General features: G+C 51.3%; 24 protein-coding genes and 1 pseudogene. 11 read left to right on the forward strand and 14 right to left on the reverse strand.

Annotated features, from left to right (window positions below; all coding sequences use genetic code 11):
• Positions 1 to 65: 65 nt before the first annotated feature.
• The 4 genes from EBA_RS22920 to EBA_RS22935 all read right to left on the reverse strand — a co-directional run bounded on the left by EBA_RS22920 (position 66) and on the right by EBA_RS22935 (position 3,738).
• Complete coding sequence (locus EBA_RS22920) at positions 66 to 1,025, reverse strand: class I SAM-dependent methyltransferase (protein ID WP_225616406.1); 960 nt, start codon at positions 1,023 to 1,025, stop codon at positions 66 to 68.
• A gap of 83 nt (positions 1,026 to 1,108) precedes the next feature.
• The gene (guaB, locus tag EBA_RS22925; protein WP_192376891.1) at positions 1,109 to 2,575 is read right to left on the reverse strand and encodes an IMP dehydrogenase; all 1,467 of its coding nucleotides are present in this window, start codon (positions 2,573 to 2,575) and stop codon (positions 1,109 to 1,111) included.
• Positions 2,576 to 2,661: 86 nt separating this feature from the next.
• Positions 2,662 to 3,138: a hypothetical protein gene (locus tag EBA_RS22930; RefSeq protein WP_225616407.1), complete on the reverse strand. Its 477-nt coding sequence runs from the start codon at positions 3,136 to 3,138 to the stop codon at positions 2,662 to 2,664.
• Between the two features lie 9 nt (positions 3,139 to 3,147).
• Positions 3,148 to 3,738, reverse strand: a complete 591-nt coding sequence (locus tag EBA_RS22935) for a CPBP family intramembrane glutamic endopeptidase (protein ID WP_192376892.1) — start codon at positions 3,736 to 3,738, stop codon at positions 3,148 to 3,150.
• An 87-nt stretch (positions 3,739 to 3,825) separates the two neighbouring features.
• Here EBA_RS22935 and EBA_RS22940 point away from each other — a divergent pair, with 87 nt between their 5' ends.
• From EBA_RS22940 to EBA_RS22970, 7 genes are all read left to right on the forward strand, one after another.
• A complete protein-coding gene (locus tag EBA_RS22940) occupies positions 3,826 to 4,098 on the forward strand; it encodes a YcgL domain-containing protein (RefSeq protein ID WP_192376893.1) in 273 nt (90 codons plus the stop codon).
• Positions 4,099 to 4,206: 108 nt separating this feature from the next.
• Entirely contained in the window at positions 4,207 to 5,226 is a 1,020-nt protein-coding gene (locus EBA_RS22945) for a DUF2333 family protein (protein ID WP_192376894.1), read from the forward strand.
• Between the two features lie 7 nt (positions 5,227 to 5,233).
• A complete protein-coding gene (locus tag EBA_RS22950) occupies positions 5,234 to 5,536 on the forward strand; it encodes a DUF4389 domain-containing protein (protein WP_192376895.1) in 303 nt (100 codons plus the stop codon).
• A gap of 6 nt (positions 5,537 to 5,542) precedes the next feature.
• Entirely contained in the window at positions 5,543 to 6,634 is a 1,092-nt protein-coding gene (gene dinB, locus EBA_RS22955; RefSeq protein WP_192376896.1) for a DNA polymerase IV, read from the forward strand.
• Positions 6,635 to 6,749: 115 nt separating this feature from the next.
• Entirely contained in the window at positions 6,750 to 8,141 is a 1,392-nt protein-coding gene (locus EBA_RS22960) for a bifunctional glycosyltransferase family 2/GtrA family protein (protein WP_192376897.1), read from the forward strand.
• A gap of 104 nt (positions 8,142 to 8,245) precedes the next feature.
• Positions 8,246 to 9,358 carry a hypothetical protein gene (locus EBA_RS22965; protein ID WP_192376898.1) on the forward strand — a complete coding sequence of 371 codons (1,113 nt, stop codon included), beginning with the start codon at positions 8,246 to 8,248 and terminating at the stop codon, positions 9,356 to 9,358.
• Positions 9,359 to 9,366: 8 nt separating this feature from the next.
• On the forward strand, positions 9,367 to 9,567 hold the full coding sequence (locus tag EBA_RS22970; RefSeq protein WP_192376899.1) for a hypothetical protein: 201 nt from the start codon (positions 9,367 to 9,369) through the stop codon (positions 9,565 to 9,567).
• 276 nt (positions 9,568 to 9,843) lie between these two features.
• Here EBA_RS22970 and EBA_RS22975 read toward each other — a convergent pair.
• Positions 9,844 to 10,169 (reverse strand): annotated as a pseudogene (locus tag EBA_RS22975) (IS66 family transposase); the annotation flags it as partial.
• A gap of 177 nt (positions 10,170 to 10,346) precedes the next feature.
• Here EBA_RS22975 and EBA_RS22980 point away from each other — a divergent pair.
• Both EBA_RS22980 and EBA_RS22985 read left to right on the forward strand, forming a co-directional pair.
• Positions 10,347 to 11,252 carry an FUSC family protein gene (locus EBA_RS22980; RefSeq protein ID WP_225616408.1) on the forward strand — a complete coding sequence of 302 codons (906 nt, stop codon included), beginning with the start codon at positions 10,347 to 10,349 and terminating at the stop codon, positions 11,250 to 11,252.
• Between the two features lie 35 nt (positions 11,253 to 11,287).
• A complete protein-coding gene (locus EBA_RS22985; RefSeq protein WP_225616409.1) occupies positions 11,288 to 11,647 on the forward strand; it encodes a hypothetical protein in 360 nt (119 codons plus the stop codon).
• A 67-nt stretch (positions 11,648 to 11,714) separates the two neighbouring features.
• On the opposite strand, the gene EBA_RS22990 is transcribed toward EBA_RS22985, so the two are convergent.
• Positions 11,715 to 11,936, reverse strand: coding sequence for a hypothetical protein (locus tag EBA_RS22990; RefSeq protein WP_192376900.1), 222 nt, complete (start codon positions 11,934 to 11,936; stop codon positions 11,715 to 11,717).
• Positions 11,937 to 12,106: 170 nt separating this feature from the next.
• A complete protein-coding gene (locus EBA_RS22995) occupies positions 12,107 to 12,268 on the reverse strand; it encodes a hypothetical protein (RefSeq protein ID WP_192376901.1) in 162 nt (53 codons plus the stop codon).
• A 1,373-nt stretch (positions 12,269 to 13,641) separates the two neighbouring features.
• Between EBA_RS22995 and EBA_RS23000 the strand changes: the two genes are divergently transcribed.
• Positions 13,642 to 14,718 carry an alkene reductase gene (locus EBA_RS23000; RefSeq protein WP_192376902.1) on the forward strand — a complete coding sequence of 359 codons (1,077 nt, stop codon included), beginning with the start codon at positions 13,642 to 13,644 and terminating at the stop codon, positions 14,716 to 14,718.
• A 78-nt stretch (positions 14,719 to 14,796) separates the two neighbouring features.
• Here the strand turns inward: EBA_RS23000 and EBA_RS23005 are convergent, their stop codons facing one another.
• The 7 genes from EBA_RS23005 to EBA_RS24985 form a co-directional block, all read right to left on the reverse strand.
• A complete protein-coding gene (locus tag EBA_RS23005; RefSeq protein WP_192376903.1) occupies positions 14,797 to 15,291 on the reverse strand; it encodes an SRPBCC domain-containing protein in 495 nt (164 codons plus the stop codon).
• A gap of 240 nt (positions 15,292 to 15,531) precedes the next feature.
• Positions 15,532 to 16,113 carry a DUF4166 domain-containing protein gene (locus EBA_RS23010; RefSeq protein WP_225616410.1) on the reverse strand — a complete coding sequence of 194 codons (582 nt, stop codon included), beginning with the start codon at positions 16,111 to 16,113 and terminating at the stop codon, positions 15,532 to 15,534.
• 3 nt (positions 16,114 to 16,116) lie between these two features.
• Positions 16,117 to 16,590 (reverse strand): DUF2269 family protein, encoded by a 474-nt coding sequence (locus EBA_RS23015; RefSeq protein WP_192376904.1) that lies wholly within the window; start codon positions 16,588 to 16,590, stop codon positions 16,117 to 16,119.
• Entirely contained in the window at positions 16,587 to 17,876 is a 1,290-nt protein-coding gene (locus tag EBA_RS23020; RefSeq protein ID WP_192376905.1) for an SDR family oxidoreductase, read from the reverse strand. Before EBA_RS23020 ends, EBA_RS23015 begins: the two co-directional genes overlap by 4 nt.
• A 250-nt stretch (positions 17,877 to 18,126) precedes the next feature.
• Positions 18,127 to 19,131, reverse strand: a complete 1,005-nt coding sequence (locus tag EBA_RS23025; protein ID WP_192376906.1) for an AraC family transcriptional regulator — start codon at positions 19,129 to 19,131, stop codon at positions 18,127 to 18,129.
• 289 nt (positions 19,132 to 19,420) lie between these two features.
• Positions 19,421 to 20,941 carry a fumarate hydratase gene (locus tag EBA_RS23030; RefSeq protein ID WP_192377376.1) on the reverse strand — a complete coding sequence of 507 codons (1,521 nt, stop codon included), beginning with the start codon at positions 20,939 to 20,941 and terminating at the stop codon, positions 19,421 to 19,423.
• A 426-nt stretch (positions 20,942 to 21,367) separates the two neighbouring features.
• Entirely contained in the window at positions 21,368 to 21,664 is a 297-nt protein-coding gene (locus EBA_RS24985) for a tyrosine-type recombinase/integrase (RefSeq protein ID WP_407663605.1), read from the reverse strand.
• On the opposite strand from EBA_RS24985, the gene EBA_RS24475 reads away from it, so the two are divergent.
• Positions 21,575 to 21,859, forward strand: coding sequence for a hypothetical protein (locus EBA_RS24475; RefSeq protein ID WP_229427415.1), 285 nt, complete (start codon positions 21,575 to 21,577; stop codon positions 21,857 to 21,859). The two genes, EBA_RS24985 and EBA_RS24475, sit on opposite strands and share 90 nt — an antisense overlap.
• The last annotated feature ends 13 nt before the right edge of the window (positions 21,860 to 21,872 follow it).

Below are 21,872 nucleotides of genomic sequence, written 5' to 3' on the forward strand. Positions count from 1 at the left end.
ACCTTTCAAAAATGTAGGGTGGGCAGACATAGCGTACCCACCGGAAAATCTAAGTGACGAGCGTACTACAAGCCTCGATAAAGCTGATCGAGCAAGCTTTTATTATTATCGAAACCTTTTACGTCCCGATTTTCAAGCAATGAACGTGTCATACGTTTGATAAAACGTAAATAGGGGGCCGCGCGCATGTAATGCCGTAAATTGGTATGGCCGCGCACAATCGCGGTAATGCGTTCGGCATTTTCGGCGATACCCCAATTGGCGGTTTGATCGGCAACCGACTCGGCTTTTTTGAAAAACAAGGTGACATTGCCGCCGTCTTCGGAAAACAAATGCCTGTTCTCAAGCAAACCAGCTTTTTCGCCCATGCGGCGTAGCGTCGCCAGATTGAAATTGTAGAGATGTGCCTCGTGAAACGTGCTGCTTGGCGATTGGCAGGTGGCCTCGATATTCGGCACCTCCACTACTAATACACCGTCGGGTTTCAAAAGGCTGCGTAACTTGCCCAGCACAAAAAACGGATCTTCGGTGTGTTCCAGGACGTGCCAAATGGTAATCAGGTCGAAACTATTTTCTTCGAACGGCGCGTCTTGAATAAAGCCGAACTGCAAATTCAAATCATACTGTGCCGCCGAATATTGACCATAACCCTTGTTCGGCTCAATGCCATGCAGGTCGTGCCCCAGCGATTTAATCAAATAAGCGAACTCGCCGCCACCGGTACCTACATCCAGCATGGTTTGCGGTTTGTGTAGCAAGTGCTTGATTTTTTCATGCCTGTTCACAGCGACTCGACCGGCGCGCAAGATATGCTTGGCCTTGGGGGCATAAGTGTTTTTGTATTCCAGTCGATAGTCTTCTTCGTAAAACTGACGAGGATCGTGTGGGAATGGATCGCTCCAGACCAGTCCGCAGTCCTTGCAGATTACGGTGCGCAACTCGGTGCCGCTGCGGCTGCGCATGGATAACACGGCAACGTGATTACCGCCGCAAAGATTGCATGGAGTTGAGGAGGTTTCGGACATTGCGAACTTCTGTGGTTTATTTTCGATAAAGCAGGTCTACGCAAAATACGTAGACCCAAGGAGTAAAGACTGGAGGAGCGGTTTTAGTTCATATGATAATTTGGTGCTTCTTTGGTTATCGTCACGTCGTGGACATGGCTTTCGCGCATGCCGGCGCTGGTGACGCGTACAAACTGAGCATTTTCATGCATCGCCGCAATAGTGCTGTTGCCGGTGTAGCCCATGCTGGAACGAATGCCGCCCAACAACTGATGCACAATCGCCAGCACGCTACCTTTATAAGGCACCCGGCCTTCGATGCCTTCCGGCACCAATTTTTCGACTTGATCGGTGTCTTCCTGGAAATAGCGGTCGCTGGAACCTTGTTGCTGCGACATTGCTCCTAATGAGCCCATGCCGCGATAGGATTTGTAGGAACGCCCCTGGAATAACTCGACTTCGCCGGGCGCTTCCTCGGTGCCTGCGAACAAACCGCCCAGCATCACCGCATGTGCGCCGGCCGCCAAAGCTTTGGCCACATCGCCTGAATAACGGATTCCACCATCGGCGATTAGCGGGACGCCGGTGCCTTTCAGCGCATCGGCGACATTGCTGACAGCCGTGATTTGCGGCACCCCGACACCGGCAACTATCCGCGTAGTACAGATCGAGCCGGGACCGATGCCGACTTTGACGCCGTCGGCACCCGCTTCGACCAATGCCAATGCGGCAGCTGCGGTAGCAATATTGCCGCCGATGACTTGGACATGCGGAAAGTTTTGTTTCACCCAGCGCACTTTATCCAGCACGCCTTGGGAATGGCCGTGGGCGGTATCGACGATGATGACATCGACGCCGGCTTCCACCAATGCGCCAACCCGTTCTCCGGTATCGGCGCCGGTGCCCACTGCGGCGCCGACGATGAGTCTTTCTTGCTCGTCTTTGCAGGCTTGCGGGTTATCCTTGGCTTTTTGGATGTCCTTTACGGTAATCATGCCTCGTAAGTGGAAGGCGTCGTTGACGACCAGCACTTTCTCGATGCGGTGTTTATGCAGTAAATCGATGACTTCTTTGTGTTTGAACGACTCGTTGACGGTAACCAGTTTGTCTTTCGGCGTCATGATCGAGCGGATCGATTCGTCCAGCCGGGTTTCAAAGCGCAGGTCGCGGCTGGTGACGATACCCACTAATTCTTCGCCGTCAACCACCGGCACGCCGGAGATATTTTTAGCGCGGGTTAATTCCATCACTTCGCGGACCGTAACGTTGGGCGACACGGTGATCGGGTCTTTGATGACGCCGCTTTCGTATTTTTTTACGCGTCTGACTTCCGCCGCTTGCTGCTCGATCGTCATATTTTTATGGATGATGCCGATGCCGCCTTCCTGAGCGATTGCGATGGCCAGTCTGGCTTCGGTAACGGTATCCATCGCCGCCGACACCAGCGGGATATTCAGCTTAATTTTGCGGGTAAGTTGGGTTTTTAATTCGACTTCGCGCGGGAGTACGCTGGAGTGGGCGGGCACCAATAAAACATCGTCAAAGGTGAGAGCTTCTTGAATGATTTGCATAATCACACCGGGTGGCTAATCGTAAATAAGCCAGCCATTGTACAACTTAACCTGCAATCCGAAAAATCGGAAATAGTCAATCGTATTCAGGTCGCCTGGCGGTTTTCGATTGAGAGCGCCGCCGCGATGGCCAAATATTCGGCGGAATTGGGTTTGTGTAGGAAAATGCCTAACACGCCCATGCAGCTGAAGATATACAAAGTGTTAAAACCGTCGCCCAAAATAAACATCGCTAAACCGAACAAGCTGACAACCTCGATCAAAACTTGAGTGATTATGATTGTCAACAGATAGCGCTGCCTAGCGGTTTTTGGGCCCGGCATGGTTTGGTTTAGCCGCAGCAGGATGTGACGTAGCAGATTGGTGAGCGGAAATAACAAAATAGCTAGGCCGTAGAGCACACTCCTAATCAGCACCCGTTGCGCTTCGTCAATGCCTATTCGTAGTTCGGTAGCCCATAAATGACAAGCCAGGTTATAGCCGAGCACCGATAATAGCATGGCAGCGCAGATGAGCCAGTGCGCCCTAAGATCGGCGGCTGATAACCGGGGTTGAGCGGACATCGAGAACTCCTAACGAGAGCGGTTGCGGTAATCGCGGAGGATAACAACAAACGCTACAAAATCATAAACCGCATGAATCACCATGGGCACCAGTAGATTGCGTTCGCCGCCATAATCCAACATCGTCCCCATGTATAGGCCCATCAGCATCGCTAAAACCGCGTAAAGCGGCGTGACCGCATGCACCAATGCAAACAACAAGTTACTAACCCACAAGCCTACGCTCTCACCCCAGCCACTTTCCAGCCAAGGTTGTAAAAAGCCGCGAAATAGCGCTTCTTCGGCAAAACCGGCAATCGCAGCCAGTATCAGTAAATCGGTCCAATGTCTATATGCCAGTCGGGCGCCCAAGGTTTCCAATAACAAGTCGCGAATTTTTTGGAGCGGCGGATAGCTCAGCTGTTGCATTGCGAAAAACATGATAAGCAACGGCCCGGTTGCCAATAAACCGATGCCCAATGCCGACTCGGAAAAATCCAGACTGGCAAACGGATCTAAGTCGGCGAGCCAACCTAAAGCTAGGGCCAATACAGCCAACGAGCCCTCAAAATAACAGGCTATCTTGAAAAAAGCGTTTGAAGTGGCGGGCTGATTTTCCATGGTATTGAGGTTTAGGCAAACGGGGGGCTGAAAATTCTAAACAAAAACCATTAGAATTGGCAGCATTAGCGATCTGGAATCATCATCATGCAATGTTTTATCTATAAAAGCCTAAAAAAAGACGAACTCTATTTGTATCTGGATAAAAAGGACGACTTTTCCGCCGTGCCGGAAGCCTTGTTCAAAAGCCTTGGTCGTTTAACATTTGTAATGGAATTGCAGTTGACCCAGGAACGCAAATTAGCCAGAGAAAATCCGGAAAAAGTAATTGCCAGCCTACAAAGCAAAGGCTTTTTCGTGCAATTGCCACCGACTTTAATTAGTCTCATGCCAGCGGCCTTAGACAGGCGGTTGCACTGAAATCGCACGCGCCATATTGGTATATCCGTGCTACCATGGTCACAAAAAATCTTTATCGGAAAGTACGGTTTTTGCTCATTTATTTAGTCAGACCAGGATACGCACCACATGTCAGATAATCCATTAGCTTACGAAGACGCAAAGTCTAAAGGCATACTTTGGGGTTTTGGTTCGCTGTTATGCGTCGTTCTGATTATTATGCTGGTTTTGGGTGAATGGTGGAGCCGCGAACCCGAGCAGTTCAGCGTTCAGGACGAAGCCATCGAGCGTATGAATGTCACGCACACCGATCAAATGCCGATTGGCTACGTGTATGCCAACACCCTGGCGCATATAGCTGATGTGATTCTGTTCAAATCCGGCGGGTACCTGTCCAACGACGTGGCGCCGCCGGGTCTGTTTTGCGATAACATTCAAAATTTCGAGTACGGCGCGCTGGTCATGTTGCGCGACGGCACCACCGCGCTACGTAACCATTTCGCCCGCGACCAATCGCAATCTGCTGAAGATCCCGATTTGGCAAGAGCCGAACCCTACTTTTACTATGAACGTAATTCCTGGGCCTTACCGTCCACCGAATCGGAATACGTAAAAGGTATCGAAGCGCTACACGCCTACATGGTTCGCTTGCAAAACCCGTCTTCGACTTCAAAAGCCGCACAGTTCCACTCCAGAGCTGATAACCTTTGGCAATATACCGAGGTTGTTATTAAGCGGCTGGGCGGTCTCTCCACACGCTTGGCGGCCAGTACCGACAAATTTTCCGGCGCTACCCACGGCGACCCATCGAATCCGGTTGACATCAATATGCCAACCATCGGCCAAACGCCCTGGATGGAGATCGATAACGTATTCTATGAAGCACGCGGCTCCTGCTGGGCACTGTTACATATTTTGAAAGCCATCAAACATGACTTTTCCGACATCCTGCTGGACAAGCGGGCGATGAATACCTTGGACAATATGATCCAAGCCCTGGAAAACGCCTTGTCGCCAACCTTGAGTCCTGTGGTATTGAATGGCGACGGCTTTGGTATATTTGCTAACTATTCGCTGGCGATGGCCAACTATATCGCTCGCGCCAACGCGGCAGCGCTGGACTTGCGGGACGTGATGAACAGAGGTTAATGCCATCATGCAGGAACAAATCAACGAAAATCTGAAAAAAATCGAGACCTGGAAACGCATCATATTCATGCTGATTTTCGCGGCCATCGATAGCTTGGTTAAACTGCTGTTGTGGCTGGTGATCTTGTTGCAGGTCGGCTCGGTGTTATTTACCGGCGAAGCTAATGCCAACATCCTCAACTTTGGCCGCAGCTTGTCTACTTACCATTATCATATCTTGCTGTTTTTGACTTTCAATACCGAGCAGCTGCCGTTTCCGTTTTCCGATTGGAACGAAACCGCCAAACTGGAATTGCTCGGCAAGCAGTAAACGTTCATGGAATCGGCGTCGCGCAAAATCATCCACATCGACATGGATGCATTTTATGCGGCGGTCGAACAGCGCGACCATCCTCAATATCGTCATAAGCCCATTATCGTTGGCGGTAAGCCCGATTCGCGCGGCGTAGTCGCCACTTGTAGTTACGAAGCGCGTCAGTTTGGCGTTCATTCGGCGATGCCTTCCGCGCATGCTTACCGGCTTTGCCCGCAAGCTATTTTCGTTAAACCGCGTTTTGATGTTTACCGGGAAGCTTCAGAGATTATCCGTAGCATTTTCGCCCGTTTCTGCGAATGTTTCGAACCCTTGTCACTGGACGAAGCCTATCTCGATGTTAGCGATAGCCAGCTTTACCAAGGCTCCGCGACTTTGTTGGCCAAGCACATCAAACAGGAGATCCGCCGACAAACGGAGTTGGTGGCTTCGGCCGGCATTTCCTATAATAAATTTCTCGCGAAAATCGCCTCCGACCTGGGCAAACCGGATGGTTTGTATCTGATTACGCCGGAACAAGGCCCCTTGTTTGTGGAAAATTTGGCTATCGGCAAGTTTCACGGCATCGGCCGCGCTACCGAGCAGAAAATGTCCGATTTGGGCATTGTGACCGGCAAGGAGCTAAAGCAAGTGCCGCTGGCGGAATTGCAGAGGCATTTTGGCAAAACCGGCCAATATTATTACAACATTGCCCGAGGTATTGATCTGCGCCAGGTCAACTCCAATCGAGCCCGGAAATCAGTGGGCATCGAGACCACGTTTGATCACGACATTGCCGATCTGAGCACCATTCTGTGTTATTTACAGGATTTGCTGGAAAAAGCCCTAGTTAGATTGGCCGAAAAACAGATGACTGCCTACACACTGACTGTGAAAATCAAATATCAAAATTTCGTGCAAATCACCCGTGGCCGAACCTTGGCGGAGCCGATCAGCGATAGTCCGACTACTAGACTACTGTTGACTGAATTATTGAAAAATACCGGCATTGGTACCACTAAAATACGCTTGCTAGGGGTTACCTTGTCGGGCCTGGAAAATGGCGATACCCGCCTGCGCCAATATCGGCAAATGGATTTGTTCGACCCGCGTTGAAGCAGGTTTGCCATAATAGGCTTACCGGATATTTTTGTCAGCTCGACTAGGGCTTGCCCAATCTTGTCGGTATTTATAATTTCTCTATCTTTCTGTGGAAGCCCAAGCACCGAACATGTTCAATCAGTTAAAAATTGCCGTCCTCATTCCCTGCCATAACGAAGAAGTGTCTATTGCAAGAGTAGTAAGTGACTTTAGACAGTCGTTGCCCGATGCGGCTATTTACGTGTTCGACAACAATTCCAGCGATAACACCGTCCTGGAAGCGCGGTCAGCGGGAGCCATGGTACGAAATGAAACCCAACAAGGGAAAGGCCATGTCGTGCGCCGCATGTTCCGCGATATAGATGCCGATTTTTACCTGATGGTCGATGGCGACGACACCTATGATGCCAGCTTGGCGCCGGACATGATCAGGTTGGCGATGAGTGGCCCCTACGACCTGGTTAATTGCATCCGTCAGGAAACCGGCGATGCGGCTTATCGAGGCGGGCATCGCTTTGGAAACCGGCTGCTGACCGGCGTAGTGCGACAAATTTTCGGCAACCGGATTTTGGATATGCTCTCCGGGTACAAGGTGTTTTCCCGGCGATTTGTTAAATCCTTTCCGGCGCTGTCCACCGGCTTTGATATTGAAACCGAGTTGACCGTGCATACGCTTGAGCTGTCGATGCCGGCAGCACACCTCGAAGGTGAGTATCGGGGGCGGGCAGAAGGCTCGGAAAGTAAATTGCGCACTTATCGCGATGGCTGGCGCATCCTGATGCTGATTATCAGATTGGTAAGACACGAGCGGCCCATGGTGTTTTTTGGGACATTGGCCGGATTGCTAAGCATCACCGCCTTGGCGCTAATCTGGCCCGTGATCGTGACTTATCTGGATACCGGCTTGGTGCCTAGATTTCCGACAGCCTTTCTTGCCATGGGTATTATGTTGCTGGCGTCCTTGAGTGTATTTACCGGCACGATTCTGGACACAGTGACTCGCGGGCGTAAGGAATTACGCATGCTGACCTATTTGCAATACCCCTCACCGGTTTATGCTCCAAACGATGGCGCCGATTCAGCGGCTATTTCGCAGGCCGATAGCGGCCTTTTAAATGCCAGGGACGACGATTTGCTAGGGCAGATGTGGCGCTTTGGATTGGTCGGGATAGTTGGCTATATCGTCAATGCCGGCTTGGTAGAATCGCTAGTGCAGAACATGGGGCCGTTGCGCGCGCAAATGCTGGCTTTTCCGGCAGCCGTTACCGTGACCTGGTGGCTAAACAGGCGCTTTACCTTTGGAGCCAGCCACCACGCCATTCATCACGAATGGCTGCGATATGTGCTAGCCAATATGTTCGGTTGGACCGCTAACAACGGCGCTTATTTGTGGATGATATTTAGTGTGCCGATGGCTTATCAGCATCCCGCACTAGCGGTTGCTGCGGGTTCATTGGCGGGGATGGTTTTAAATTTTTCGGCGTCACGTTTAATCGTTTTTAAAAAAGTTCGTCAAGCCTGATGGTAAATGCTCGAAAAATAAGTGCGTTTGCGAGAACGCTGCCCACCGAATTGATGTTTGTCGGCGGGTTCTTAATCCATCTCGGCATTATGTATCCCGGATTCATGTGTTATGACGCGGTCAATCAAATCCTTGAAGCTCGCGAAGGTCTTTTTTCCGATTGGCACCCGCCGTTAATGGCGATTATTTGGCGTTTCACCGATAACATCATGCCGGGACCGGCGGGCATGCTGTTTCTACAACTCGGCTTGGTGTGGGCGGGCGCCTACCTGACCTTTCATGCCTTTTTTAGACCCTATGGCGGCAGGGTCGCCGCGTTATTACTTGGCATTTTATTATTTTTACCGCCGTTGTTTGGTATCAGTGGCGCGATTTTGAAAGACATGCTGATGTGGGGCGGACTATTTACCGCTTTCGGCATTGCGGGGCATATAAAAAACGATAACAAGCAAAACCCACGGCTGGCATTTCGGTTATTTGCACTAACCGTATTGGTCTTATGGCTAGCCATCCTAATCAGACATAATGCATTTTTTGCAACAATACCCATATTGAGCTTTGCCATATTTTGCTTATATCGACAAAACAGCGTATTTGGCTTGGTGCGCTCCGCAGTTTCCGCTGCCGCGCTTGCCCTTGCATTATTTGTGGCCACCGGAGCGATAAACAACCGGCTTGCCGATAGGCATACCTATCCCTGGATTGCCAACGCCTCATTTGATATTGCCGGCGTTATCAAACGGCTTGAGGATAAAGGCCGACAACAAGCTATTTTTGATCAATTAGCTAGCAGCCTAAATTCAACAGGTTCTGTCGAGCCTTTGCTAAAAGCCTATACACCGATGTATTGGCGAGAGGTTTTCCGCACCAAGCCGCCAACCTTACAGCTCCCGACCAATTCGATGGAATCGCAGATACATGGCTTTGAAAGCCTATCAGACCTGCAACGACAGGCACTACACACACTGTGGATTCAAACCATACTGGCGGAGCCGGTTTTATGGTTACGTCACCGCTTGGCGGTATCGAAATATGTCCTGGGTTTGGTGCCGGATAACAGCTGGAGCCCGGTAATGATGGCTAAAGATTTTCCAGTCGATTTCGAACGGGCTTATGGCGCCCCCCACAAGCAACTAAATTGCAAGAGCTGCTTGAGGCCGGTATGTCCAAGTATGTTGAATACTGGTTTTTTCAACCCTGGCCTTATTTTGTTCTGACAATTTGTATGTTTTTTACCGCGCTGTTTCGCCCCACGACGGCCAATATCGAAGTGATTTGTCTAACTTCCAGTGCCATCCTACATGAGTTGGGTTTGATGTTGGCGGCGCCATCGCCTGATTTTCGCTACTCGCACTATATGGTTTTTTGCAGCTTGCTCAGCGTGCTGCTGCTGGCACGCCCGTGGATGACAAAAGCCGAAAAATAAATGGTGTTTTGTATATTGCGAACTCCACCCAGCAGCAGGCTGTTCTAAATTATTGTCAGCCGCCAATTCCGATAAGATTCTGCAATTAGTGAATGACGGCTTCCGGAGGTGGCGAGTTGTCGCAGTCGACCTAGGCGGTGTAAAACGCAAAAAATACAATTGAAAAACTAAATTTTCCCCCACTCTTTGGATTTTTACGTTTTTACACAGTCACATTCATTGGCAACACTGTAAGCAAGCAGTCCGACCACATCGTCAGCTAGTTGCCGTTTGGATTTAATCGATGTGACTGAACGGTAGAAGCTCATCGATTCGGCTGTTGGGCCAAGTGGGGGGGCCAGGGCGTCTTTTAGCCAGGCAGCCGGATCGAGGCCATTAAGTTTCGCGGTGCCGAGCAAGGTTTGAATAACGGCCGCCCGCTGTCCGGCGCGTTCAGAGCTGGCGAACAGCCAATTCTTTTTCCCCAAGGCAATGGGGCGAATGCTGTTCTCGACCGGATTATTGTCGATAGGCAGGTCGCCTATTTCGGCGTAACGGCTTAAGGCCACCCAGCGTTTCAAGCTATAGTCGATGGCTTTAGCCGTGGCGCTATTGGGCGCGGTGCGCAAACGGGTTTATTGGCAAATGCCGAATTGATTCATCCTGCTTTGCACGAACGCCACGAGACTTATAGAGCCCTGCTACTGGAAATAGACGGTTTGCGTCAGTAGCCGATTGGCTTAATCAGGGTTTGCTGCGGAATATCGAGCTCAGCCGATGTCGCCGGCGAAATCAATAGTTTGTTAACTGACGAGGTATTGCAACGCTATGCGCGGGAAACCAATCCGTCGCTGTTAACCGCCTTGTGGCGCGCGCTGCAACGCATTGTCGGGCTGATGCACGCTTTGCATCAACCGATAGCTGCTTCGGACAGTAACAAAATCAACGTGGAATCCGCCAATAACCCGGAAAATAGCTGGCTGCCAGCCTGGTTTGGCTACGAGTTTTGGGCAACGCATGCAGACAGCGTGCAATTTGGCATCAAGTTCTCCCTGGGCGCGATAGTGTGTAGGTTGATCGTGGAAAGCCTGGGCTGGCCCGACATCAATACCGCCATTCCCACCTGTCTGGTTGCGGCACAAACCAGTCTTGGCGCCGACTACTGGCTTTCGCTATTGCGGGTGTCGGGTGCCGCCGTCGGCGGAATCTGCGCTTATTTTTACGTATTGGTCTTTCAATCTCAGCTCGATACCGTTGTCGGCTTTGCGTTTGCAACGGCGCCATTTTGGGCATTGGCGGCCTGGATTACCGCCGGCAGCGAACGCATCGCTTACCTGCGTCGGCAACTCGGTTTTTCGTTTGCGTTGTTTGTGCTGCATGATTTCGGTCAAGTTACCGATCTATATCTGCCGCGCGACCGGGTCATCGGCATTTTGCTCGGACTTATCGTGATGGGCGTTATCGACTACGCGCTGTGGCCGCGGCGCTCGATTGCGCTGGCCCGGCATCACAGCATTGCGGCGTTGCGCACACTCGCCAGCTTCACCAACCGCTTACCCGATGTCAGTCACCTTTTGACTTACACTTTACCCTTACGACTATCGGCGGAAAAAGAGTTGGCCGCCGCTCAAGACTTGTTGGCGCACGCGGTACTGGAACCCGATGCACGCTTAGCTGAAAAAGTGCATGAACGCGGGCGGCGCTGAGGACAGTTGTCAAGGATACCGGCCATTTATCCGGTTTGTTACAAGTCAGAAAACGCTATCGCTTGCTCAGCGGCCAACGCTTCAGTCATTTTCCCGATGAATTGCAACAGTTCAGCCGGGCATTCGATGCCGCGCTTGCAAACGCCCTGGAACATGCTGCCGGGCTTCTGCAAGACGAGCAACCGGGCAAGCGGGTGGAGCTTGTCAACCATCAAGTACGTCTACATCAAAGCTATGTCGATCATCATTGTATCGACAGTTTGGCTGACGACTTGGCGATGGAATGGGAGCCGCGCTTTATGCTGGACCAGCAAATCGTGGGGCTGATAGAAAACATAGAAAAAACTGCCCTGGATTCCGTCTTATATCCTCAAAAATCCGCTCCGAATTCTTAATAAAACAACTTAGGTCATGTGATAAAAGACGGGTAAATCCGGTAAATCCCTATTTTGGCATTAGCGCTTACATTTCAACATCCAATACATTCAAGACATCCGGTCTTTGTTGCACGGATATTTCTGAGCGCTTAAGTATTCGATGCCAATTCCGGCGAGTCATTTGTTCAATCCAGTTTAATACATCATCAAATTCGTCCTCACTCCACGATTCGATAATGGGCAGAGTGACTGGAGGTGCGTATAAAAACTCAAGCGCACTTTTCATGTTTGCGTAACGTAAGCTCATGGTATTTCTCCTATCGCGTTGTACTTGGCATTGAATAACTGGATCGAACTTTAACCTACTGCTAAATTTAGCTTCGTTTGAAAGAACCCCAAAAAAGGCCTCTACCTACTGGCAAAATAGAGGCCATAGAGTTTGCGGCCAGGGGTGCCGCTAGAGGTCACACGGAAATCTTAAATACGCACCGGCGTTGCCAGGTTCAAATTGCTGGTCAACGATGCGGCACCAAACAACAGCGTGGAAAGGATAAATTGACCCGACATGAAACTGAGCATGCCGGTGACAAAAAACAATCCAGTCATCACGTCACTGTAAAAGCTATTTGAAGTATTCATTGGGTTCACCTTGACTATGTTTAGTCGCTTTTAAGTACGACTTCACTATATACCTACGAAAAATATTTACAATCAGGTGTTTATTGCATTGTTTGTTTCTTAATTTGAAACAAAGTTTCCGGAACTTTTGCAACAAGCATGGCAACATTGCAATAACTAGCCGTCTTTTCAATATCAGCAAATCCCGGACTGACTGCCACAATGGGCGCTAAACAACCCTCATCTACTTCTCAGAGACGTTGAAATAACAAACAGTTCCTGGTGTGTTGACGACGACCGTAGCTAATTGACGAAAGGATTGAAACTCGAGGTTTGGAGGGCTTTCACTGATTCAATACGATACGCATGTCGGCCCTAATCAGAAAAGGGGTAGCGTACTGAAAAAAGGTGAAATGCGTTTTAACCGGTGCTTCGTCTTTAAACTAAGTTGGGCACTCAAGCGGTTAGTGTCGTACGCAAAAAAAATCCGACACGAGGCCGGAATTGAGGGAGGAAGTTATTGCACTGAACGCCTCTGCAATGATCAACATAACATCAGTATTTTCTAATACATAGAATGCGACATCGTGTCACATGCCAAATTGCCGCGGCAGATCAGCCTATCTTAACGATGCCCATGGTGACCGAAATGCCCATAACCACCATGACCGCCGCCGTAGCTCCTATAACCTCCATATCCCCACCCACCACGGTACATTGGTACGGGTACCGGCACAACCGGCGCCGAATAACCGTAACTATGTCCGTAGCTGCCATAGCCGTAGCCATAGGGGGTATACGTTGCTGGATAGGGCTCAGCGTAGGGAGCATAAGCCACGCACCCGCTCAGCATGGACAGCGCAATCAAAACAAGCGCCAAACGTATTGTGGTGTTCATGACTACCAGCCGTGCCGGTTATTCCGGTCGCAACGTCGTATAGGGATGGGTTGTTGGTAGACAAACCCTCTCACCGGCGGCAAACCGTAATAGTTTGCTGGTGCCCGATAGTAGCCCACTGCGGGCGGCGGCACGTATGTTTGGTAATACGGGTTGTTATAATTATACCCATAGCTATCCTGGTGATAGCCGTGCCGATGTCGGTTGCGCCAGCCTCCGTCATGCGCAAATACTGCGCTTGAAAAGAACAAGGTGATTGTCAATAGTGTTGTAAGCCTGAACATAAATCCTCCTTTTCTGGGATCCTTCAGTTGCAACTCATTGTTCTCTCTTAGGCTTAAACATCTCTTAACTGACGATTATTCTTGACGCTAATTCTTGGAGTGGTTGGCATGGAGAGATAGTTCCTACCGATTTTTTATTTTCATAAAATACCTAGCTGGATGGCTTGTTGTAAGGTAAAAGAGCTATGAATTGCATTTAATTTGGAGACCACATGAGTAACCTGTTTGACCCCATCAAAGTTGGCGACATTAATTTACCTAACCGAATCGTGTTAGCGCCTTTAACACGTTGCCGGGCCAGTGCCGGCCGTGTGCCTAACGAGCTGATGGCCGAATACTATGCGCAGCGAGCGGATGCCGGGCTGATCTTAAGCGAGGCCACAAGCGTGTCCGCCCAAGGTGTGGGCTATCCCGATACACCTGGTATTTGGTCGGATGAACAAGTAGAAGGCTGGGCCAAGGTAACCCAAGCAGTTCATGCAGCCGGCGGGCGAATTTTCCTGCAACTCTGGCACGTGGGCCGGGTGTCTCATCCGGATTACCTAAACGGCGAGTTGCCCGTTGCACCCAGCGCGATTGCGCCTTTGGGGCATGTCAGCCTGTTGCGGCCCATGCGGGATTACGTAATACCCAGAGCCTTGGACATTTGCGAAATACCCGGCATTGTCGAGACTTACCGCGAAGGTGCGGAAAACGCCAAAATTGCCGGTTTTGACGGCGTGGAGATTCATGGCGCTAATGGCTATCTGTTAGACCAGTTTTTGCAGGACAGCACTAACAAGAGAACCGATGCCTACGGCGGTTCGGTGGAAAACCGCGCCCGTTTAATGTTAGAAGTGACCGATACTGCTATTTCGGTATGGGGCGCCGGTCGCGTGGGCGTGCATCTTGCACCCAGGTGTGACTCACATACGATGGGCGATTCCGATCCATTGAACACGTTCGGTTATCTAGCGGAGCAATTAGGCCAGCGCGGCATTGCGTTCATTTTTACCCGCGAATCTCTCGGAGAAAATCGCATCAGTCCGGAGTTAAAAAAGCGCTTCGGCGGTGTGCTGATTGCCAACGAAGGTTTTAATCGGGAAACCGCGCAGCAAGTCATCGCTGCCGACGAAGCCGACGCCGTCTCGTTTGGCAAGGACTATATTGCCAATCCCGATTTAGTTCGGCGCTTGCAACTGAATGTGGCTCTTAATCCCTACCATGCTGAAACCTTTTATGGCGCTGCTGGGCAGGACCCGAAAATTGGCTACTCCGATTACCCCAGTTTGGTAACGGATGTGGGTTAAAAAAATCTTGTGGCTCCCGCGTAGGCGGGAACCACAAATATTAAACACCAGTTAGTTGCGATGCTCGCAGGGGAGATATTAATCGCCATCCGGAAGTCCAGACAAAGCCTTGCCCTGCAATGACTCCAGCCAAATTTGGTGATATTTGGACATCCGGTTTGGTAAAAACAGTTGGCTAAGACAGGCCAGCCAGCCATGCTGGGTTTCTTCGGTAAGCACGTCACAACCGTTCGTGCTCGGCCGCAATAGCCAGGCATGATAGGCGTCAACGCCTAAACCCTTCGCATCCCACGCCAGTCTTTCATTTGGCACGTACTCCAACACGGTGGAGGTAATGGTGATGCCAAAAGTTTTCCAACGAAAGCGGGTGCCCGGTTTAAGCTCTGTACCGGCAGTTTCCAGGAGGCGCAGATTGGCCGAATTGACATACCAATTCGGCCACAACGGCGCCCTTACTAGCCAAGCCCAAATCTGCTCCGGTTTAGCCGCCATATCCAGTTCGTTGCGAACATGCACCGGGCAGTTTTGCGGATGGTAATGCTCTGGCCATTGTATGCCGGATTGATCGTTCATAAGTTAACCCTCCTGATGCACAATTTTTGACCCACCGGTTTTGCCCGGTGGAAAAGCCAGTTCTAGCAAGTCTTTCTGCTGAATAAATAATGCGGACACCACTGCCTAATCGAAGCTTTAGCCATATGATCGTCGAGGACTCACACAGCAACAAGATATTTTAAATATGCCCGAATTTGTAATAAATGAGCACCGAGGCCAGCTGTATAGGTGTGCCGCCCTTTCCATTGATCAACTCAGTCAGCAATAGCGAAAGTTACCCCGATAGTAATAGCTCACACCCCACCAGGGATGACGGATACTGAAGTCCAGATAAAATGCGTCTTCCGACACGGCATGCTCGCGGATGTTTGCCGAGCCCAGCAATAAACAATCCGGAATGTTCAGGCATAGTGGACCGCATTGCCAGAAATGGCCCTTGCTGCGGTACAGTAAATCGCCATTCTCGACACTGACCTTTAAACGCAAACCAAAACCAAAGCCTATGCTTTCGATTAACTCGTGGTCAGCCGCATAACTCATCTGCGAGCTGAAGCAATCGGTTCTGCCGTTGGCATAAGTCATCGTTCGATACCAGTGCAGTAATTCGCCGTTGGCGGTCTTGTCAACTTCGGCATGTGCCGCCTGCCCGCGCCATAGCAACAAGCCACCAAACAAATGAATCATCCAGATCAGCGGAAACAGATAGCCGGGATAGCCTATCTCCATCGTACCCTCTAGCCGGCTTTGTTGGCCGTCGCTGATTCGGTAATGTCTTTGAATTACGTCCGGCAATTGTTGCCAATCGTCGCCCAATACTGTTTCCATCAATGATTTAGACATGGCTTAGCCCCCTAGTGCATTATGAAACACCATCAAAGTGGTGATGCCTATCATGCCGAAGAAAGCCGGCACCCCCAGCCATAACCAGATCTTTGCGTAATAGTGGTACAGATACGGCAAGGCCCGGCCTTGAGCCAGTGAATCAACGGCGATGTCGCGCATGCGGATCTGCAACAGCACGACCGGCAGCCAGCACAGTCCGGTGGTTAAATACAAGATCAGCGTCCACCACAGCCAGCCGTCGCCGAACGAAGCCGACAATTGCTCGGCGAGTAACACACCGGTTAGCGGCTGGATAATTACGGTGGGTGTGGTAAACCACCAATCGGCCAGCACCACATGTTTACTCGTCGTGGCGATGGCCGCGTGGTCGCCGCTTTTATCCGCCATCACTTTATAAAACACCGTGCCGGAACCCAAGCCGAACAAGACGATGGCACTGAGGATGTGGATCAACTTTAACGATAAATACATCATGACTGCTCTCCTTCCAATTCTCTGATCATCAACAAGCACATTAAAAACGGCAGGTTTTTCAATAACGGGCCGAACGGGTGAAACACAAACTCCGGCAAACGCCACGCTACCACCCCGCTATACGCCAACACGATCCACAACTGCCACAGCATTAGGCTTCTGATCCTAAACCGCGATAAGGTCGCCAAACCCAAAGCAATATCCATCGCCGCCAAACCATATAAAGTGATAGGCGCGCCGGAGCCGGTGATGCCGAGTGCCGCCAATAACTGGTAACTCAATGCATGTGGGTAGAAAAACAGCGAGGTGATGCCGCTCCACAACCAGACGATAGCAATCACGTATCGCAGCACAGGCCTCAGAAAATATAAGCCCGCCTGCCAGCGCTCGGCTTGACTGGCCGGTTGTTCGAACCATTGCTCGTTCACGCTGAGTGGGGTACGACCCAAAAATGCGGTGATAGGCCCCGAGTCGGCACTATTACCCCGACTTAGCATCGCCACATTGTCTTTGCGCAACATCGGCTCGCCCAGCCATTTACCCATAGCCGCCATGGCCAAGGCGTAGCGATAAGACACGGACCATGCGGCGGCTTGGGGCTTACCCAACCGATGCCTAAGCCCTTGCAGCCATTGTGCGTAAGTAATCGGACCGGGGCCGACCAAAGCCAAAGTTCTGCGGCCAGCTACCGCCGGCTCGAGACAACGGCAGACGGTGGCGGCCACATCGTCGATATGTATCGGTTGCAATAGCTGCCATCCACCATCCGCTAACAGATGTACCGGTAAGGCCGCTAAGGCGTGAAACAAGGCACTGCTTTGGCCACCGGGTCCGTAAACCAGTGACGGTTGCAACACAAACCAGTCCACGGGCAATTCACGCAAGGCATCGTCCGCGACTTTTTTGCTGAGATGGTAGGCTGATTCGGCATCCGCATCGGCGCCCAGGGCCGAAAGCTGCACGATTGTTTTTACCCCGGCTTGCGTACCCGCCTGAAACAAGGATATCGGCGCTTGGCTATGTAATTGGGCAAAACGCTGGTGTGTGCTCTCCGCAATAATGCCCACGCAATTGACGATAGCAGCGATACCTTGCAAATGCGGCAGCCAGGCCTCAATCGTACAGGCCTTGGCAAAATCCAGGGTTAGCAGCGTCAGCTTTGGATTATTGATCAGTAGTCGTTCAGGGTGGCGGCAACAGGCCGTGACATGATGCCTCTGTCGCAACAGTTCGCGCGCCACGGCATCGCCGATAAAACCGCTGGCGCCGGTTAGCAGGATATTCATAAGCACCTCGCAGAAATAGCTATACAGCCGGCGACGCGTGCGTTTGGCCTTTGGTTTGGCCGTAAGTAGTTGCAGAGAATGTTCATCGTTTTGCTCCAAAAGTTGAGAGGCAGGAGCAGGTTAACGAGCGTCAGGCTGATGAGCTTCCAGCTTGATAGGACAGGAATAGAAATAGTGTATGGCTAATGAAATCCACCATATATCAATGCTTTATAAACTTACAAAATCATAAAAATGGAGGTTTGTTGACTTAGGATGCATGTGTTTTTCGGTATTGTCCCGGCGCCACGCCGACAATATCGCGAAACGCCGCGTAGAAATTGGACTGTGTACTAAACCCCACCGTCAGCCCTATCGACAATACCGAAGCATTCGGCTCTGCCAGCAGTAAGTGCTTGGCTGCGTCGATGCGCTGCTGGCGGATATAGCGGGAAAAGCCTTGTTGAAACTCGGTGTTGATCAGCTCGGACAGTTGATGCTGGCTCAACCCCAATTGCTCTGCCAACGAGCCCAAGCTCAAAGTTTCCAGGGTATAGAGTTTGTCCTGTTGCATTAAGGCATCGAGTCTTGCTAATAGCGCCGGCTTATCGACATGTTTTAAAGTCGATTCGGCATAAGCCGCCTGCACCGCTTCCGACACATCGGCGGCGATGCCGGGAAAACGCAGCAAAGTCAGCGTTACGGCGAAAAACGCCAGACCGATTAATACGCTGTATGCGCCGATAAAATCGGCTTCGGCCAATAGCTGCCAAATAAAACCCAGCAGTAACACCGCAACGGCAATCGCAAACAACGTTCCCAGCGCCAGCAGTTCCAGATGAAAACGCTGGCGCTGCCGGCGTAACGCATACACGGTTTTAGCCAGCCAGAGCAAATAGCCGCTACCCACCAAAAACGCCGCCGGCAAGGCCAGCCGGTAAGGCAAAACCAGGCACAAGCCTAACGGCAGAGCATGCAACCCGTCCCACCGACGGTAAAGAACCTCAGCCAGCAACAGTTGCCGGCTATAGAAATAAAAACTCGGCGCAATGCCGTAAAGCAACAGCAAATACAGCGGAGTATGCACCTGATCGAACCAAGCCAACTGCCAACCCAGATGCAGGCATTGGATGCCCAGCAAACCGATAATCAATAAAAACCCGGCCACTTTAGACGCCCAACGTGAGGGATCGTGCCCGTGCAACAGATTGCCGAGCATGAGCAAGACTGCTGAACCCAGGGAGAAACCGATGAATAACAAGGACACAATCTGCATGGGGAACACGAGCGAAGACAGGGAGCTTGAGTTTAGCTGGTATTTTTCAACGGTGCCAATCGCGGCTGTCGGTCCAAGACCGACGACAAGTAAGCGTCGCAACAGCGACACCTCAAGAAAAAATCTACCGCGTGGGATTTAGGCGATTTATGGCAATAAATGTCCCCAAACCAAGCGATTTTCCGTTGACTGAGCGGAGTCGAAGTCAAGCGTTCGCTTCGGCTAAGTCGGCTTCGCTTAGCACAGACATATTTGGCATTGCCAAACAATCAAATCCGGGCGAAACAAGTCACTCAACCAGCACCGGAATCTTCCCAATCTTCGCCTGCCAAAACTTGGGCGCGGTATTGTGAATCGACTCCCCGCGACTATTCACCGCCACCGTCACCGGCATGTCCTCAACCACAAACTCGTGGATCGCTTCCATGCCCAATTCCGGGAAGGCGATGACGCGGGCTTGTTTGATGGCTTTGGATACCAAATAGGCCGCGCCACCTATGGCGATCAGGTAAACGGCTTTATGTTTGGCGATGGCCTCAATGGCTTTGGGGCCGCGCTCGGATTTGCCTATCATGCCCAGCAGACCGGTTTTTTCCAGCACGGTATCGGTGAAGCCGTCCATCCGCGTGGCGGTAGTCGGGCCGGCCGGGCCGACCACTTCGTCGCGCACCGCATCGACCGGGCCGACGTAGTAGATAAATTTATCTTTGAGATCGACGCCATCCGGCAAGGGCTCGCCTTTGTTCAATAGATCGACGATGCGTTTGTGGGCTGCGTCACGGCCGGTCAGCAGCGTACCGCTGAGCAGCAAGGTTTCGCCGGGTTTCCAGTCGGCGACGTCCTGTTTGGTCAAGCCGTTGATATTGACCCGGCGGGCGCTGCCGGCGGCTTGAGTAATTTCCGGCCAGTCCGCCAAACTAGGCTGCGTCAACAGCGCCGGACCGGCACCATTTAATACAAAATGCGCATGACGGGTGGCCGCGCAGTTGGGGATCATCGCCACCGGCTTGTTGGCGGCATGAGTCGGGTAATCCAGGATTTTCACGTCCAACACCGTGGTCAAGCCACCCAGGCCTTGCGCACCTATGCCCAGCGCATTGACTTTGTCGTATAGCGCCAGACGCAGTTCTTCCAAAGCAGTGCTTGGGCCACGGGCGATTAAATCCCGAATGTCGATAGAACCCATGCAGGCTTGTTTGGCCAGGAGCATAGCTTTCTCGGCGGTGCCACCGATGCCGATGCCCAGAATACCCGGTGGACACCAGCCCGCGCCCATGGTCGGCACGGTTTTCATCACCCAATCGACGATACTGTCTGAGGGGTTAAGCATCACGAATTTAGATTTGGCTTCCGAGCCGCCGCCCTTGGCCGCCAGTTCCACGTCGACTTTGTCGCCCGGTACCAATTCCATATGAATTACCGCCGGCGTGTTGTCTTTGGTGTTGATGCGCTTGCCGGCTGGGTCGGATAAAATCGATGCGCGCAGCACATTGTCCGGATGCAAATAGGCGCGACGCAAGCCCTCGTTAACCATTTCGCTGACACCAAGTTTGGCGTCCCAGCGCACGTCCATACCTATTTTCAAAAACACCGTGACGATACCGGTGTCCTGACAAATCGGCCGCCGGCCTTCCGCACACATCCGCGAGTTAATCAGAATTTGCGCCATCGCGTCCTTGGCGGCCGGGCTTTGTTCCTGTTGATACGCGGCGTATAGCGCGTCGATAAAATCCTTCGGATGGTAATAGGAGATAAATTGCAAGGCGTCGGCGATGCTTTGGATGAAATCGTCTTGGCGGATCGTGGTCATGGCGATACCTGATTGGCGGATGAGAATGCGCCGAAATTTATCACGAAGTGCCAGTAGATTGAGTATTTTATAGCCGCCTATGCCCATCAAGCACTGCTCCTTGGCCAAAAGCGCGATAGCGCCCAATACCGTTGCGGATAGGCTGCCGTTATTTGCGCGAACCCGTTTGATCGGTGTTGCCTTGATTGACATGATCAGAACGGCGCATCAGTTTGCAGGCTAGCTAAGAATAAATCAGCTTCAAATTTCGTCTTACAGCTTGGCTAAGTGGAAACGAATACGCTTGTAGCGAGCTGGATCGTTGCAACGCGCGATGACGCTATTTGAGCGCCAAAACCAGCCAACGCGTTTGTCGTGTTTCCCGACATTCAATGCGCAAGCGTTACCACAGTAACGCTTTATCCCAAGCGTCTTGTTAAACGACGGTCAAGCCAAAGCGTTTTCCATCCTAATATCATCATTCAAATGATAGTAAGTGCGTTCAATCTGCGTGATACTGGTGCCGCACATTTCCGCGACTTGTCTAAAGCTCAGTCCTTTCATAATGCGTTCGGTGATCATATAGTGCCGTAAGCTGTATGGGACCGAGTCTCTATTTTCGCTATCTTCAATATCAGCCAGTTCGACAATTTTGTGGAAGTGATACAGCAGCGTGCGTTTGCTGAGTTCGGTTTTGCCATCCAGGCTAAAAATGAGATCGGTTTCGTGTTTTGGTTTGAGCAGTTTTCGCCACCGCTTAAAGTAATGGCCACCTTTGCATATGACTATGCGAACCAGTGCATCAAATTCGCGCTGTTCAAACGTCGAACGTCGGATCGCTTCATTTTTTCTGTCAATGCGTGGCAGCTTTTTGAAATCGAACTTGTCGACAGTACAGAGATGATTGCGGAACAGAAACTTTATGCAAGCGTTGATTGAGCTTTGCTCGTTC

Origin of the sequence: Methylomonas albis (genome assembly GCF_014850955.1) — a bacterium.
Taxonomy (GTDB): domain Bacteria; phylum Pseudomonadota; class Gammaproteobacteria; order Methylococcales; family Methylomonadaceae; genus Methylomonas; species Methylomonas albis.

Bases quoted from the DNA above. Each gene is read 5' to 3' on its own strand.
- EBA_RS22920 (WP_225616406.1), bottom strand. From the start codon at position 1,025: ATGTCCGAAACCTCCTCAACTCCATGCAATCTTTGCGGCGGTAATCAC.
- guaB (WP_192376891.1), bottom strand. From the start codon at position 2,575: ATGCAAATCATTCAAGAAGCTCTCACCTTTGACGATGTTTTATTGGTG.
- EBA_RS22930 (WP_225616407.1), bottom strand. From the start codon at position 3,138: ATGTCCGCTCAACCCCGGTTATCAGCCGCCGATCTTAGGGCGCACTGG.
- EBA_RS22935 (WP_192376892.1), bottom strand. From the start codon at position 3,738: ATGGAAAATCAGCCCGCCACTTCAAACGCTTTTTTCAAGATAGCCTGT.
- EBA_RS22940 (WP_192376893.1), top strand. From the start codon at position 3,826: ATGCAATGTTTTATCTATAAAAGCCTAAAAAAAGACGAACTCTATTTG.
- EBA_RS22945 (WP_192376894.1), top strand. From the start codon at position 4,207: ATGTCAGATAATCCATTAGCTTACGAAGACGCAAAGTCTAAAGGCATA.
- EBA_RS22950 (WP_192376895.1), top strand. From the start codon at position 5,234: ATGCAGGAACAAATCAACGAAAATCTGAAAAAAATCGAGACCTGGAAA.
- dinB (WP_192376896.1), top strand. From the start codon at position 5,543: ATGGAATCGGCGTCGCGCAAAATCATCCACATCGACATGGATGCATTT.
- EBA_RS22960 (WP_192376897.1), top strand. From the start codon at position 6,750: ATGTTCAATCAGTTAAAAATTGCCGTCCTCATTCCCTGCCATAACGAA.
- EBA_RS22965 (WP_192376898.1), top strand. From the start codon at position 8,246: ATGTGTTATGACGCGGTCAATCAAATCCTTGAAGCTCGCGAAGGTCTT.
- EBA_RS22970 (WP_192376899.1), top strand. From the start codon at position 9,367: ATGTTTTTTACCGCGCTGTTTCGCCCCACGACGGCCAATATCGAAGTG.
- EBA_RS22990 (WP_192376900.1), bottom strand. From the start codon at position 11,936: ATGAGCTTACGTTACGCAAACATGAAAAGTGCGCTTGAGTTTTTATAC.
- EBA_RS22995 (WP_192376901.1), bottom strand. From the start codon at position 12,268: ATGAATACTTCAAATAGCTTTTACAGTGACGTGATGACTGGATTGTTT.
- EBA_RS23000 (WP_192376902.1), top strand. From the start codon at position 13,642: ATGAGTAACCTGTTTGACCCCATCAAAGTTGGCGACATTAATTTACCT.
- EBA_RS23005 (WP_192376903.1), bottom strand. From the start codon at position 15,291: ATGAACGATCAATCCGGCATACAATGGCCAGAGCATTACCATCCGCAA.
- EBA_RS23010 (WP_225616410.1), bottom strand. From the start codon at position 16,113: ATGTCTAAATCATTGATGGAAACAGTATTGGGCGACGATTGGCAACAA.
- EBA_RS23015 (WP_192376904.1), bottom strand. From the start codon at position 16,590: ATGATGTATTTATCGTTAAAGTTGATCCACATCCTCAGTGCCATCGTC.
- EBA_RS23020 (WP_192376905.1), bottom strand. From the start codon at position 17,876: ATGAATATCCTGCTAACCGGCGCCAGCGGTTTTATCGGCGATGCCGTG.
- EBA_RS23025 (WP_192376906.1), bottom strand. From the start codon at position 19,131: ATGCAGATTGTGTCCTTGTTATTCATCGGTTTCTCCCTGGGTTCAGCA.
- EBA_RS23030 (WP_192377376.1), bottom strand. From the start codon at position 20,941: ATGACCACGATCCGCCAAGACGATTTCATCCAAAGCATCGCCGACGCC.